Below are 13,473 nucleotides of genomic sequence, written 5' to 3'. Positions count from 1 at the left end.
TGACAGTCAGTTGTCGCTGACGACGAACAGCCGCTGGTATTCCTTCAGCGCGAAACGATCGGTCATGCCGGCGATGTAGTGGGCGACGAGGCGCGGCTGCTTCGCCGGATCGTCGCACTGGTACGGCGGCGGCAGCAGGCGCGGATCGTCGCAGAACGCGTCGAACAGGCCGGCGACGACGCGCTGCGCCTTGTTCGCCATCCTCATGACCTTGTAATGGCGGTACAGGTTCTTGAACAGGAAGCGCTTGAGCGCCGCCGCCTGCGCGGCGACCGGCTCGCTGTGCGCGACGATCGGCGGGGCCGCGCGCACGTCGTCGAGCGACGCCGGCGCGATGCGCGCGAGATTGCGCGTGGTTTCGTCGATCAGGTCGACGATCAGCGTATTGATGATGCGGCGCACCGTCTCGTGCACGAGACGCCGGCCTTCGAGATGCGGGAATTCGGCGAGCGCCTCGTCGTGGTGACGCTGCCAGAGCTCGACTTCCGCGAGCTGCTCGATCGTGACGAGCCCGGAGCGCAGGCCGTCGTCGACGTCGTGGTTGTTGTAGGCGATTTCGTCGGCGATGTTCGCGAGCTGCGCCTCGAGCGACGGCTGGCGCCCCTGCAGGAACCGTTCGCCGAGCGCGCCGAGCTTGCGCGCGTTCTCGCGCGAGCAGTGCTTGAGGATGCCCTCGCGCGTCTCGAAGCAGAGATTCAGCCCGTTGAACGCGCCGTAGTGCTCCTCGAGCTCGTCGACGACGGCGAGGCTCTGCAGGTTGTGCTCGAAGCCGCCGTGCTCGCGCATGCACGCGTTGAGCGCGTCCTGCCCCGCATGGCCGAACGGCGTATGGCCGAGGTCGTGCGCGAGCGAGATCGCCTCGACGAGATCCTCGTTCAGCCGCAGGTTGCGCGCGACCGAGCGCGCGATCTGCGCGACTTCGAGGCTGTGCGTGAGGCGGGTGCGGAACAGGTCGCCTTCGTGATTGACGAAGACCTGGGTCTTGTATTCGAGCCGGCGGAATGCGGTCGAGTGGACGATGCGGTCGCGGTCGCGCTGGAATTCGGTGCGGGCCGCCGGCGGCGGTTCCGGATGGCGCCGGCCGCGCGAGCACGACGCGTGCGCGGCATACGGAGCGAGATGGGCTTCCAGCGCCGCCAGCGTCGGCGGCTCGGCCACCGGCGCGGCGGCGGCACGGCTGGCCTGGGGCAGTTTGCTGCTGGATGTCTCGCTCACGTCTCCTCCATGTCAGGGGCGCCGGGGCATCCGGGCCGCAGTTACCGGGTCGTCTGCGCCAGGGTGGCGAACACGGCCTCGTCGGGCGCCGGCGCGATCAGCGTATCGCCGAAGCGCTTCAGCAGGATGAACTTGATCGCGCCGGCTTCCGCCTTCTTGTCGACGCGCATCAGGTCCATGTAGCGCGCGTCGCCGAGCGCCGGCGCGCGGGTCGGCAGGTGCGCGGCCGCGATCACCGCGTCGAGGCGCTGCCGCGACGCTTCGTCCAGCAGGCCGAGCCGCACCGACAGGTCGCCCGCCATCACCATCCCGCAGCCGACCGCCTCGCCGTGCAGCCATTCGCCGTAGCCGAGCCCGGCCTCGATCGCGTGGCCGAACGTGTGGCCGAAGTTGAGGATCGCGCGCAGGCCGCCTTCGCGTTCGTCGGCCGCGACCACGCTCGCCTTGATCTCGCACGAGCGCTTGACGGCTTCGGCGAGCGCGCCGGGCTCGCGACGGTTCAATGCGTCGACGTTCGCCTCGATCCAGTCGAAGAACGCGGCGTCGGCGATCGCGCCGGTCTTGATGATCTCGGCGATGCCCGCCGCCAGTTCGCGCTCGGGCAGCGTCGTCAGCGCGCCGATGTCCGCGATCACCGCCTGCGGCTGGTAGAACGCGCCGATCATGTTCTTGCCGAGCGGGTGATTGATGCCGGTCTTGCCGCCGACCGACGAGTCGACCTGCGACAGCAGCGTCGTCGGCACCTGGATGAACGGCACGCCGCGCATGTAGCACGCGGCCGCAAAGCCCGTCATGTCGCCGACCACGCCGCCGCCGAGCGCGACGAGCGTGGTCTTGCGGTCCGCACGCTCGGTCAGCAGGCCGTCGAAGATCAGGTTCAGCGTTTCCCAGTTCTTGTACGCCTCGCCGTCCGGCAGCACGACCGTCGACACGCGCTTGCCGAGCGGCGCGAGCGCGGCGCGCAGCACATCGCCGTAGAGCGGATCGACCGTCGTGTTCGTGACGATCGTGACCGACGAGCCCTTGATGTGGGGCGCGAACAGTTCGGTGCGGCCGATCAGGCCGGCGCCAATATGAATCGGATAGGCGCGGTCGCCCAGTTCGACGTTGACAGTAATCATGCTTGTATAGGCTTGGCGACAACGCCTGCCATCTCGAGTTGCATCAGCACCATGTTGACGAGGCCGTTGACCGACGGGCGGCCGGTTTCGATGACGAAATCCGCGCATTCCCGATACAGCGGGTCGCGCACTTCGTAGAGCGCTTCGAGACGCGCCTTCGGATCGTCGGTCTGCAGCAGCGGCCGGTTCTTGTCCTTGCGCGTGCGCAGCCACAGATCGTGCGGATTGGCGCGCAGATAGACGACGATGCCGTTAGATTTGAGGCATTCGCGATTTTCGGGGCGCAGGATCGCGCCGCCGCCCGTCGCGAGCACGATGTGCTCGCGCTGCGCAAGCTCGGCGATCATCTGCGCTTCGCGGTCGCGAAACCCGGCTTCGCCTTCCATCTCGAAGATCACCGGAATGCGTGCGCCCGTCCGCGCCTCGATCTCGTGGTCGGAGTCGAAGAACGTCCTGTCGAGCCGGCGCGCGACCGCGCGGCCCACGGTGGTCTTACCCGCTCCCATAAGGCCGACGAAAAATACGTTTGCGTGTGGATCCCGCGCTTGCAACGGCTTTCCTTTGCTTCAATCTTGCTGGTGTGTGGCGCAGCTTACTGGCAAAGCGGCTGCCTTGTCGAGCCTGGGCCGGCGGCGTCCGGGCCGGTTTCGCCGGCCGCCGGCTCGCCGCCGCCAGCCGCGTCGCAACGCGCGCCGACCACCGTCGGGGTGATGAAGACGACCAGCTCGCTGCGCTGGTCGCGCTGCGCGCGATGCCGAAACAGCGCGCCCAGAATCGGTATTTTGCCCAAGAGCGGCACCCGCGTCACATCGTCCCGGCGCAACTGCTCGTAAATCCCGCCGATCGCGACCGTCCCGCCGTCCTCCACCTCGACGCGGGTCTGCACGTGCTTGGTATGGATCGCCGGTCCGGCCGCCGTCGGCTCGCCGACGCTGTCCTTCGTGACGTCGAGGTCGAGCACGACGCGCCCGTCCGGCGTGATCTGCGGCTCGACCTCGAGCTTCAGCGTCGCCCGGCGGAACTGCACGCCGCTCACGCCGTTGCCGACCTTTGCCTGGTAAGGCAGCTCCGCGCCCTGCTCGACGATGGCCTTCGCGCGATCGGCCGTCACGACGCGCGGGCTCGACACGATCTGCCCCCGACCTTGCGCCTCGAGCGCGCTCAGCTCGACGTCGAGCACGCGGCTCAACGGCGCGGCGAACAGCGTGAAGCCGGCCGTGGCCGCGTCGAAGCCGCCAAGCGGCCGCGCGGCCAGGTCCAGCGCGTTGCGCGCCCCCGCGGTGAAGGCGGCGCCGTCGGCCGCCGCCGCCCGCTCCCGGGCGCGCAATGCGAGGCGGGCGCCGAGATTGCGCGAAAAGCCCTGCTCGCCCTCGACGATGCGCGCCTCGATCCGGACCTGCCTCGACGGCCGGTCGATTGCGTCGATCAGGCCCGCAATCTGCGCAATGCGCGGCGCGAGATCGGTGACGAACAGCTGGTTCGTGCGCGAATCGGCCGCCGCCGCCCCGCGTTTCGACAGCACGCGCTGCCCCGCCGCGCCGGTCAGGAGCCGCTGCACGTCCTGCGCGCGCGGATAGTGGAGCACGAAGGTGCGGCTGGCGAGCGGCTCGAGATCCGCCGCCCGCGCGTGCGCCTCGAAGCGTTCGCGCTCGCGCGCGGCCAGCTCCGCCGCGGGCGTGATCCAGATCACGTTGTCGCGCCGGGACATCGCGAGCCCATGCGTGTCGAGCAGCGTGTCGAACGCATTCCGCCAGCGGACATGGTTCAGACGGAGCGATACCGTGCCGCGCACCTGCTCGCTGACGATGATGTTGAGCCCCGTGAACCGGGCGAACGCGTCGAACGCGGCGGCCAGGCTGACGCCGTGCAGGTTCAGCGAGATTCGCCGGTCGTCGTCCGCATCGCCGGGCCGGCGCGCGGCGTCGCTCATGCGCACCGGCGGCGGCAGCGGGATCGGTGGACCTTCCAGGGCGGGCGCCGTCGCTGCGATCGTCGCGGGCGCGGCGCGCGGCGCCGGCTCCGGCCCCGTTGGCGGCTCGGCTGGCAACGGCGCGTGCTCCATGCCGGCGACGGCGCCCTGCGGCAGCGGCACGTCAGGCACACCCGGCCCGTCGGCGCGCCACGCCGCTGCCGGCCACACGCGCGGCAGCGGCGGCAACGCGCCCGACGCCGCGGCAGCGTATAACCCGATCCAGACAATTGCGGTTCTCAGCATGCTTCTCACCATTGCATGCCCTCGTCATCGAGCCCCATCCTGCGCGGCCCGCTCCTCGTCGCCAGCGTCACTGCGTCCGCTTCGACACGCACCACGCGCATCGCCCCGACCGCCTCGCCGGCCGCCACGGCGGTAATGGCCCCGGCGCCGTCGTCGAACAGCGCGAGGCCGGTGCGCGCGTCGCGCATCACGCCGGCGAGCCGGGACGGCAAGGTGTCGCCCGTTCCCGGCTCGTCTCCGATACCGAACGGATCCGCGTCCTGCGAAGCCACGGCGATCGGTCGGTCGCCGTATGCCGCGCGACCGCCCGGCATCGCGGGAAATACGTCGAGCGACAGCCCGACGCGCGCGGCCCGCCCGGCGCGCTCGGCGCTTATCGCCGTCGGCACGACCAGCACCGGCAACGTCGCCAGGGCGCCGACCATCCGCCGCAGCGCCGGAAAGCCGCCATCCGCGACGATGCGCACCGTGCGCCGCACGTCCTGCCGGGCGCCCGGCTCGGGCTGCGGCTCGAACGAGACGACCCGCAGCCCGCTCGACGCGGCGAGCTCGGCCAGTTCGAGCATCAGCGCCGGCCAGCCGGGTGCCGCCGGCTCGCCGCGGCAGTCGTCGGTCTTGGCGGGCGCCGCGCGATGCATCGCGGCCTGCGCCAGCGCGCGCTCGGCCTCGGCAGCGCGCGCCCGGGCGGCATCCAGGGACGCGCGGCTGCGGGCGAGGCCGCTCCAGTCCGCGGCGGCCGAGAGGTGAACGCCGCCCGCCAGCACCATGCCGAACGCGAGCACGCAGCCTGCGACGTGCGACGCAACCGGCAGCGCGCGCCGCGTCGCGCCGTTTCGCCCGCCGTCGCCGCTCCCGAATCGATACGCAAGCGCCGTCATGTCCGCTCCCCCTGCCCGGCGTCGCGGGACGGTCCGTCGTGCCAGCGCAATTGCACCGAGAACCGGAACGGCATCCGCGTCGCACCCGCCGGCTCCGCCGGGGCCGGCTTCAGCGCGTCGACGTCGACGCGCCACCCGTGCTGCTCGCGCGCGATGCGGTCGAGCCACCGCGCTGCCGCCCGATAACTCGCGGCCCGCGCGTCGAGCACCGCGCCGGACGCCGTCATGCGCAACGCTTCCAGCCCGATGCCGTCATCGCGAACCCGCGCCACCAACACGAGCAGTTCGGTGGCCCGCCGGTAAGGCGCCGCCAGCGCCGCAGCCTGCGCGTCGCGCTGCGCGGCGGCGGCGACCATCCGCGCGGCACGCGCCGCCGCGTCCACCCGGGGCTGTTGCCTCGACAGCCGCGCCTCGACCACAGCACGTTCGGCATCGGTTCGCATGCGCAGCCACGCCGCCCCGCCCGTCCATGCGCCGACGCCCAGGATGCCGAGCAGGATCGCTGCGCCGCATTGCGCGGCCCGGCGCCGACGCATGGCCCGCGCGAGGCGGTCGCGATAGGGCAGCAGGTTGAATCCGTCGAGGTCGAGCCACGCGAACGCGGCCGCCGGCTTCTGCGGCGCCCCCAGTAACACGGTCGGCGCGCTCATTCCCACACTCCGCGCAACGCCAGCCCGAAGGCAACCGCGAATGCCGGCCCGCCGACAGAACCGGCCGGCGCCGCGGACGCTTCGCCGCCCCAACGCGCGCACTCGAACGGCATCGCGCTCGCGCCGAGCAGGTCGCCGATCTCGGCGACGGACGTGCCGAACCGCGCGAGACAGCGCTCGTCGCCGCCGACGAGCGCACAGCGGGCCGGCCGGCGCACCCGCGCGCGCAATACGTCGGGCAGCGCCGCATGGGCGCGATCCGGAAACGTGAACTGCGACACGGCCTCCCCACCTTCCAGCCACCAGCCGCGCACGCCCGCATCGCCGAACCAGAGCGCGAGGCATGGCTCGCTTGCCTCCGATTCGCGCAGCGCGGCAAAACGCAACGCCCGCAGCGCCGCGATCGATTCGCCGTCGATCGCCGTCAGATCCACACCGGCCACGGCGGCCGCGTCGACCCGCCGCTGCAGCGCGGCCTGCGGCGCGGCGGCGATTGCGATCTCGCCGGGCCGCGCACCGCCGTCGTGCCGCCAGTCGAATGCGAGACTGTCCGGCGCCAGCCCGGAGATGCGTTCCGCGGCCTGGCGCGCGGCATCGGGGATGTCGTTGCGCCCGGCCAGGTCGAGCGTCGCCGTGTGCATCTCGTCGTCCCGCAGCGCCATCACGCCGCGTGCGTCGCACCGCACCCCGCGCGCCGCCAGACGCGACACGGCCGCGGACAGCGCGCGCCCGACCGCCGCCCAGCGAACCTCGTCGGGCCCATCGGACAGCCCGTGCGGCTCCGTCTCGAGCCCTTCGACGCGCACGTCCGCGCCGCGCCCGCGCCGGCTCAGCACCGCCACCCTCACGTCGCCCGCGGCGACGTCGATCCCTATCGCCGTGCGCCTGCCCATCTCGAATCGCACCGCCCATCGTCCGTCCATCCCAGCCTCCCGCCGTCGCTGCGGCCCCTGCCGCAATCCCAGGCTCGCATTCTGGCGAGCGGCGCGCGCGGCCGGCAGTCGGCCGAACGGCCAACGCCGCGAAACGCATGCGCCGGCGCGCTATGCTGGAGGGGCGGCAACCCGCGGCCGCGCGACGGGTGCTCGCCCGTCAGGACCGGCCATACCGGCCAGCTATAATCGCGGGACTGTTTTCCGGTATGCCTATGCAATCCACGTCCCCTACGTCCCCGCCCCCCGCCCCGGAGCCGAAGAAACGCCCTTGGTGGCTGAAAGTCCTGATCGGCCTCGTGACGGTGTGCGTGGCGCTCGTCCTGTGCGGCGCTCTCGTGCTCGGCTATGCGCTCGTCGTCGCGTCGCCGAACATGCCGTCGCTCGACGCGCTGACGGACTATCGTCCGAAGGTTCCGCTGCGCATCTATACGTCCGATCACGTGCTGATCGGCGAATTCGGCGAGGAACGCCGTGACATCGTCCACTTCAGGGACGTCCCCGACTCGCTGAAGAAGGCGATCCTCGCGATCGAGGACGCGCGCTTCTACGACCACGGCGGCGTCGACCTCACCGGGATCTTCCGCGCCGGCATCGTCGCGCTGACCAACGGCCACGCGACGCAGGGCGCGAGCACGATCACGATGCAGGTCGCGCGCAACTTCTTCCTGTCGAGCGAGAAAACCTACACGCGCAAGATCTACGAGATGCTGCTCGCGTACAGGATCGAGCGGGCGCTGACGAAGGATCAGATTCTCGAGGTCTACATGAATCAGATCTATCTCGGCCAGCGCGCGTACGGCTTCGCGAGCGCCGCCCGGGTGTACTTCGGCAAGGACCTGAAGGACATCACGCTGGCGGAAGCCGCGATGCTGGCCGGCCTGCCGAAGGCGCCGTCCGCGTACAACCCGGTCGTCAATCCGAAGCGCGCGAAGGTGCGCCAGGAATACATCCTGCAGCGGATGCTCGAGCTGAACTTCATCTCGCGCGGGCAGTACGACGAAGCGATCGCGCAGCCGCTCGTCGTCAAGGGCGCAGGCCGCGAATTCAGCGTGCACGCCGAGTACGTCGCCGAAATGGTGCGGCAGATGATGTACGCGCAGTACCGCGAGGAGACGTATACGCGCGGCTTCAACGTCGTCACGACGATCGATTCCGCCGATCAGCAGGTCGCCTACGGCGCGCTGCGCAAAGGGATCATGGATTACGAGCGGCGTCACGGCTATCGCGGGCCGGAGGGCTTCATCGAGCTGCCGGCCGGCGCCGACGATCGCGAGCAGGCGATCGACGACGCGCTGCTCGAGCATCCGGACAACGGCGAGCTGATCGCGGCGGTCGTGACCGATGCCGGCCCACGCCAGATCACCGTCGCGTTCATCGACGGCAGCAGCGCGACGCTCGAAGGCGACAACCTGCGCTTCGCCGCGAGCGCGCTGTCGGCCAATGCGCAGCCGAACCGGCGCATTCGTCCGGGCGCGATCGTCCGTGTCGTGAAGAACGACGCCGGCGCATGGACGATCACGCAACTGCCGCAGATCGAAGGCGCGTTCATCTCGATCGTCCCGCAGGACGGCGCGATCCGCTCGCTCGTCGGCGGCTTCGACTACAACAAGAACAAGTTCAACCACGTCACGCAGGCATGGCGGCAGCCGGGCTCGTCGTTCAAGCCGTTCATCTACTCGGCGTCGCTCGACAAGGGCCTCGGGCCGGCGACGATCATCAACGACGGCCCGCTGTACTTCAGCGCCGCGGAAACGGGCGGCCAGCCGTGGGAGCCGAAGAACTACGGCGGCGGCTTCGACGGCCCGATGTCGATGCGCACCGCGCTGCAGCGCTCGCGCAACCTCGTGTCGATCCGGATCCTCAACCACATCGGCACGAAGTACGCGCAGCAATACATCACGCGCTTCGGCTTCGACGCCGACCGCCACCCGGCCTATCTGCCGATGGCGCTGGGCGCCGGCCTCGTCACGCCGCTGCAGATGGCGGGGGCGTACTCGGTGTTCGCGAACGGCGGCTTCCGCGTCAATCCGTACCTGATCGCCGAGGTGACCGATCCGAACGGCGTCGTCGTCGCGCGCGCGCAGCCGCTCGTCGCCGATCAGAACGCGCCGCGCGCAATCGACGCGCGCAACGCGTACGTGATGAACAGCCTGCTGCAGAGCGTCGCGCAGCGCGGCACCGGCGCGAAGTCGAACGTGCTGAAGCGCACCGATCTCGCGGGCAAGACCGGCACGACGAACGACTCGCACGACGCGTGGTTCGCCGGCTACCAGCACACGCTCGCCGCGATCGCCTGGATCGGCTACGACAACCCGCGCAGCCTCGGCGACCGCGAAACCGGCGGCGGCCTCTCGTTGCCCGTGTGGATCGACTACATGGGCGCGGCGCTCAAGGGCGTGCCCGAATTCAAGCCGACGATGCCGGACGGCGTCGAGACGCTCGGCAGCGAGCTGTATTTCGCCGACTTCACGCCGGGGCACGGCTTCGTGTCGACGGTCGGCGTGGCGCAGGCGCCGGTCGCGCAGGACGCGGAGGAAGAAGCGCCGCACGTCGACGAGCAGGAGAAGCAGGACATCATGAACCTGTTCCGCGGCCACTGACCTGCCACGCGGTCATCGACAAAAAAGCGGCCCTCGGGCCGCTTTTTGTTTGATCAGACGTTTGGCGCGCGCCCGCGCGAACGCTCAGGCACTGAACGTGATCGGCATCCCGGCCTGCTGCGTCGCGTAGTCGCTGAGCGCCGCGTAGAACTCCGTGCCGGTGCGCGTGTCGCGCCATGCGCCGTCGACGTAACGGTAATGGAAACCGCCCGCCTTCGCGGCGATCCACACTTCCTTCATCGGCGGCTGCAGGTTGACGATGATCTTCGAGCCGTTCTCGAACGTCAGCGTCAGCACGCTGCCGTTGCGCTCGAGATCGATGTCGTGATCGCCGTCGTTCGCGGCGTCCACGGTGCGCTCGACGGCCGCCAGCACGGCCTCGGCGCGGGTCAGGTATTCGGTATCGGACATGCTAAACTCTATCGGTTCAATTGTTCAGGGACGATCATGCGAGTCGTTTTCCGGATGAGCGCGATTGTAGCGGCTTTGGCAATTCTTGCAGGCTGCGGTCAAAGCGGTCCGCTCTATTTGCCCACCGTGCCGCCTCTTCCGCCGAAACCGGTCGACCAGCAGCGGGGCGCGCCGCCGTCGGACGTCAAGCCGACCGACGAAACCGCGTCGTCGTCCGAGAGCATGCCCGATACGTCCGGCACGCCGCTCACGCTGTCGCCCGAGCTGTCGAGCGGCGCCGTTGCACCGGCCCCCGCATCCGGCTCGGCCAGCCCGCAGTAACGCGGCGAGACAGCAACCACGCAACGGCGGCAAACAAGGCGATGACCACGCGGTCATCGCCTTTGTTGTTGGTGCGTCGCGATTCGCGGCCCGTCAACCCCGCACGCGCCGCCATCCCCACGCGGCCACGCGCCAGCCGAGCAGCGCCACGACGATCGCCGCGTACAGCTTCGGCTGCGCAAGATCGTGCTTGCCGGCCTTCATCCACCAGAAGTGCAGCACGCCGAACGGCACGATCGCGTAGATCGCGCGATGCAGCGTCGCCCAGTGCCGCCCGAGCCTGCGGACCATCACGCGTGGCGACGTCGCGGCGAGCGGGACCAGCAGCACGAACGCGGCGAAGCCGACGGTGATGAACGGCCGCTTGCCGATGTCCTTCAGGATCTCGGCCAGGTCGAACCACTTGTCGAACCAGACATAGGTCGTGAAGTGCAGCGTCGCGTAAAAGAATGCGAACAGGCCGAGCATCCGGCGAAAGCGCAGCAGTGCGGCAACGCCGGTCATCCGCCGCAGCGGCGTGACGCCGAGCGTGATGCACAGCATCACGAGCGTCCACAGGCCGGTCGAGCGCGTGACGAATTCGACCGGATTCGCGCCGAGCCGGTCGGTCAGGCCGAACAGCACGACGCGCGCGAACGGAGTCAGGCCGGCTGCGAAGGCCAGCACCTTGGCAGGAGCGAGCCAGCGCGGCGGAGCGGCCCGGGCCTTGTCCGGCCGGAGCGCGACGGCGGGCGCCGGCGCGAGCGTCGAAGCGGGCATGTCGTTTCTCATCGGTGCGCGTCAGAAGAATTTCTTCAGATCCATGCCCTGATACATCGACGCGACAAACTCACCGTAGCCGTTGAACATCAGCGTCTTGCGCTTCGGTGTGAAGAACCCGTCGTCGCCGATGCGCCGCTCGGTCGCCTGGCTCCAGCGCGGATGGTCGACGTTCGGATTCACGTTCGAATAGAAGCCGTACTCGTTCGGCGCGTAGGTGTTCCAGCTGGTCGGCGGCTGCTTGTCGACGAAGCGGATCTTCACGAGCGACTTCGCGCTCTTGAAGCCGTACTTCCACGGCACGACGACCCGCACGGGCGCGCCGTTCTGGTTCGGCAGCACCTGCCCGTAGACGCCCATCGCCAGCAGCGTCAGCGGATTCATCGCCTCGTCCATCCGCAGGCCTTCCGAATACGGCCAGTCGAGAATCGGCGTCGACAGGCCCGGCATCTGCGACGGGTCGGCGAGCGTGACGAACTGCACGTATTTCGCGTTGCCGGTCGGCTGCACGCGCTTGATCAGCTCGGCAAGCGGCACGCCGATCCACGGAATCACCATCGACCAGCCTTCGACGCAGCGCAGCCGGTAGACGCGCTCCTCGAGCGGCGCGAGCTTCAGCAGTTCGTCGAGATCGAACACCTTCGGATGCTGCACCTCGCCCTCGACGCTGACGCGCCACGGACGCGGGCGCAGCGTGCCGGCGTTGCGGGCCGGATCGCCCTTGTCGGTGCCGAATTCGTAGAAGTTGTTGTAGGACGTGACGTCCTTGAACGGCGTCGCCTTGTCGGCCACGACGAATTTCGGGTTGGTTTTCGCCGCCAGCTTCGCCGCACGCGCATCGGGCGACGCGTACGCGGCGAACGCCGCGCCGCTGCCGCCCAGCATGCTGCCCGCCGCCGCGAGGCCGGCTGCCTGCAGCATGCGCCGGCGGTTGTCGAATACCGCGCGCGGCGTGATCTCGCTGCGCGGAATGTCGTCACCGCTCAACGCGTTCCGGAAAGGCCGTTTGATCCACATCGTGCTGCTCCTTCTGCGTGCGCACCGCGCCCGCGCCATGCGCGTTCGACCCGCGCCATCATGCGCCGTTCGGCGCCCGGATCGCCCACACGTTACAAAAGAAAACCGCCGGGCACGCAGTGCGCCGGCGGTCTTTGGTCGAACGAGCGTCGGGAATCTTACAGCTTGCCGTAGCTGTGCAGCCCAGACAGGAACATGTTGACACCGAGGAACGCGAACGTCGTGACGATCAGGCCCGTCAGCGCCCACCACGCGGCGGCCGTGCCGCGCAGGCCCTTCATCAGCCGCATGTGCAGCCACGCCGCGTAGTTCAGCCACACGATCAGCGCCCAGGTCTCCTTCGGGTCCCAGCTCCAGTAGCCGCCCCACGCCTCGGCCGCCCACAGCGCGCCCAGGATCGTCGCGATCGTGAAGAACGCGAAGCCGACCGCGATCGACTTGTACATCACGTCGTCGAGCACCTCGAGCGCCGGCAGCCGGTCGCCGAGCACGCCGCGCTCCTTCATCAGGTACGCGACCGACACCATCGCCGACAGCGCGAAGCTGCCGTAGCCGATGAAGTTCGCCGGCACGTGGATCTTCATCCACCAGCTCTGCAGCGCCGGCACGAGCGGCTGGATCTGCTGCGCGTCGCGCGCGATCGAATACCACATCAGGAAGCCGACCGCCGCGCTGATGATCAGCAGCACGAACGCGCCGAGCGCGCGCGTGCCGTAGTGGCCTTCGTAATACAGGTAGAGCAGCGCGGTGATCAGGCTGAACAGCACGAACACTTCATACAGGTTCGACACCGGGATATGGCCGACGTCGGCGCCGATCAGGTACGACTCGTACCAGCGCGCCATCATCCCGGCGAAGCCCATCAGCACCGCGACCCACGTGAGCTTCTGGCCGATCGCGGCGGCGGACGCCGAACGCGCGAGCGTGCCGATCCAGTAGAACACCGTCGCGAGCACGAACAGCGCGCTCATCCACAGGATCGCCGACTGGCTCGACAGGAAGTACTTGAGGAAGAACGCCGAGTCCGCGCGCGCCAGGTCGCCCTGGTAGATCCGGATCGACAGCAGCGCCAGCACCGCGATCGACGCCATCAGCAGCCGGGCCGGCTTCCAGCGCCAGCCGAGCGTGACGAGCGCCGGGACGGCGCCGATCAGCACCGCCTTGTCGTAGTAATCCATGTGCGCGTTGTAGTGCACGAACGCATAACCCGCGCCGAGCACGAGCGCGAGCGCGAACAGCCAGTCGAGCGGCGACAGGCGCAACAGGAACGGACGGTCGTCGAACAGCGGCGCCGGAATCGGGGCCTGAGCCGACGCCTCGCGGGCGGGGGAAACTTGAGTGAGATCCATGA

Annotated in this window: 13 protein-coding genes; 2 read left to right on the top strand and 11 right to left on the bottom strand. The window is 69.6% G+C overall.

The window, feature by feature from the left end; translation table 11 throughout:
- Positions 1-6: 6 nt before the first annotated feature.
- The 7 genes from KY49_RS00365 to KY49_RS00335 are packed head-to-tail and all read right to left on the bottom strand — an operon-like array spanning position 7 to position 7,002.
- On the bottom strand, positions 7-1,215 hold the full coding sequence (locus KY49_RS00365; protein WP_042582927.1) for a deoxyguanosinetriphosphate triphosphohydrolase: 1,209 nt from the start codon (positions 1,213-1,215) through the stop codon (positions 7-9).
- A 41-nt stretch (positions 1,216-1,256) separates the two neighbouring features.
- Positions 1,257-2,336, bottom strand: coding sequence for a 3-dehydroquinate synthase (gene aroB, locus KY49_RS00360; protein WP_042582926.1), 1,080 nt, complete (start codon positions 2,334-2,336; stop codon positions 1,257-1,259).
- The gene (locus tag KY49_RS00355) at positions 2,333-2,887 is read right to left on the bottom strand and encodes a shikimate kinase (RefSeq protein WP_063805130.1); all 555 of its coding nucleotides are present in this window, start codon (positions 2,885-2,887) and stop codon (positions 2,333-2,335) included. Before KY49_RS00355 ends, aroB begins: the two co-directional genes overlap by 4 nt.
- 41 nt (positions 2,888-2,928) lie before the next feature.
- Entirely contained in the window at positions 2,929-4,551 is a 1,623-nt protein-coding gene (locus KY49_RS00350) for a type IV pilus secretin PilQ (RefSeq protein ID WP_231636322.1), read from the bottom strand.
- 5 nt (positions 4,552-4,556) lie between these two features.
- Entirely contained in the window at positions 4,557-5,429 is an 873-nt protein-coding gene (locus KY49_RS00345) for a hypothetical protein (RefSeq protein ID WP_042582923.1), read from the bottom strand.
- Entirely contained in the window at positions 5,426-6,079 is a 654-nt protein-coding gene (locus KY49_RS00340) for a hypothetical protein (protein WP_042582922.1), read from the bottom strand. Before KY49_RS00340 ends, KY49_RS00345 begins: the two co-directional genes overlap by 4 nt.
- Positions 6,076-7,002, bottom strand: coding sequence for a hypothetical protein (locus tag KY49_RS00335; RefSeq protein WP_042582921.1), 927 nt, complete (start codon positions 7,000-7,002; stop codon positions 6,076-6,078). The genes KY49_RS00340 and KY49_RS00335 overlap by 4 nt, the downstream gene beginning before the upstream one ends.
- 224 nt (positions 7,003-7,226) lie before the next feature.
- Between KY49_RS00335 and KY49_RS00330 the strand changes: the two genes are divergently transcribed.
- Positions 7,227-9,614: a penicillin-binding protein 1A gene (locus tag KY49_RS00330; protein WP_080425597.1), complete on the top strand. Its 2,388-nt coding sequence runs from the start codon at positions 7,227-7,229 to the stop codon at positions 9,612-9,614.
- Positions 9,615-9,698: 84 nt separating this feature from the next.
- Here KY49_RS00330 and cyaY read toward each other — a convergent pair whose 3' ends face one another.
- Positions 9,699-10,025 (bottom strand): iron donor protein CyaY, encoded by a 327-nt coding sequence (cyaY, locus tag KY49_RS00325; RefSeq protein ID WP_010092926.1) that lies wholly within the window; start codon positions 10,023-10,025, stop codon positions 9,699-9,701.
- Positions 10,026-10,061: 36 nt separating this feature from the next.
- Here cyaY and lptM point away from each other — a divergent pair, with 36 nt between their 5' ends.
- Positions 10,062-10,346, top strand: a complete 285-nt coding sequence (gene lptM, locus KY49_RS00320) for an LPS translocon maturation chaperone LptM (RefSeq protein WP_042582919.1) — start codon at positions 10,062-10,064, stop codon at positions 10,344-10,346.
- Positions 10,347-10,439: 93 nt separating this feature from the next.
- On the opposite strand, the gene msrQ is transcribed toward lptM, so the two are convergent.
- The 3 genes from msrQ to ccsB form a co-directional block, all read right to left on the bottom strand.
- Positions 10,440-11,105 (bottom strand): protein-methionine-sulfoxide reductase heme-binding subunit MsrQ, encoded by a 666-nt coding sequence (gene msrQ, locus KY49_RS00315; protein WP_042582918.1) that lies wholly within the window; start codon positions 11,103-11,105, stop codon positions 10,440-10,442.
- A 21-nt stretch (positions 11,106-11,126) separates the two neighbouring features.
- On the bottom strand, positions 11,127-12,122 hold the full coding sequence (gene msrP / locus KY49_RS00310; protein WP_042582917.1) for a protein-methionine-sulfoxide reductase catalytic subunit MsrP: 996 nt from the start codon (positions 12,120-12,122) through the stop codon (positions 11,127-11,129).
- Positions 12,123-12,280: 158 nt separating this feature from the next.
- On the bottom strand, positions 12,281-13,471 hold the full coding sequence (gene ccsB / locus KY49_RS00305; protein WP_042582916.1) for a c-type cytochrome biogenesis protein CcsB: 1,191 nt from the start codon (positions 13,469-13,471) through the stop codon (positions 12,281-12,283).
- Between the last annotated feature and the right edge of the window lie 2 nt (positions 13,472-13,473).

Source organism: Burkholderia sp. MSHR3999 (assembly GCF_000833595.1).
GTDB classification, from domain to species: Bacteria; Pseudomonadota; Gammaproteobacteria; order Burkholderiales; family Burkholderiaceae; genus Burkholderia; species Burkholderia ubonensis.
This window is presented reverse-complemented; position numbering and strand designations above follow the sequence as displayed.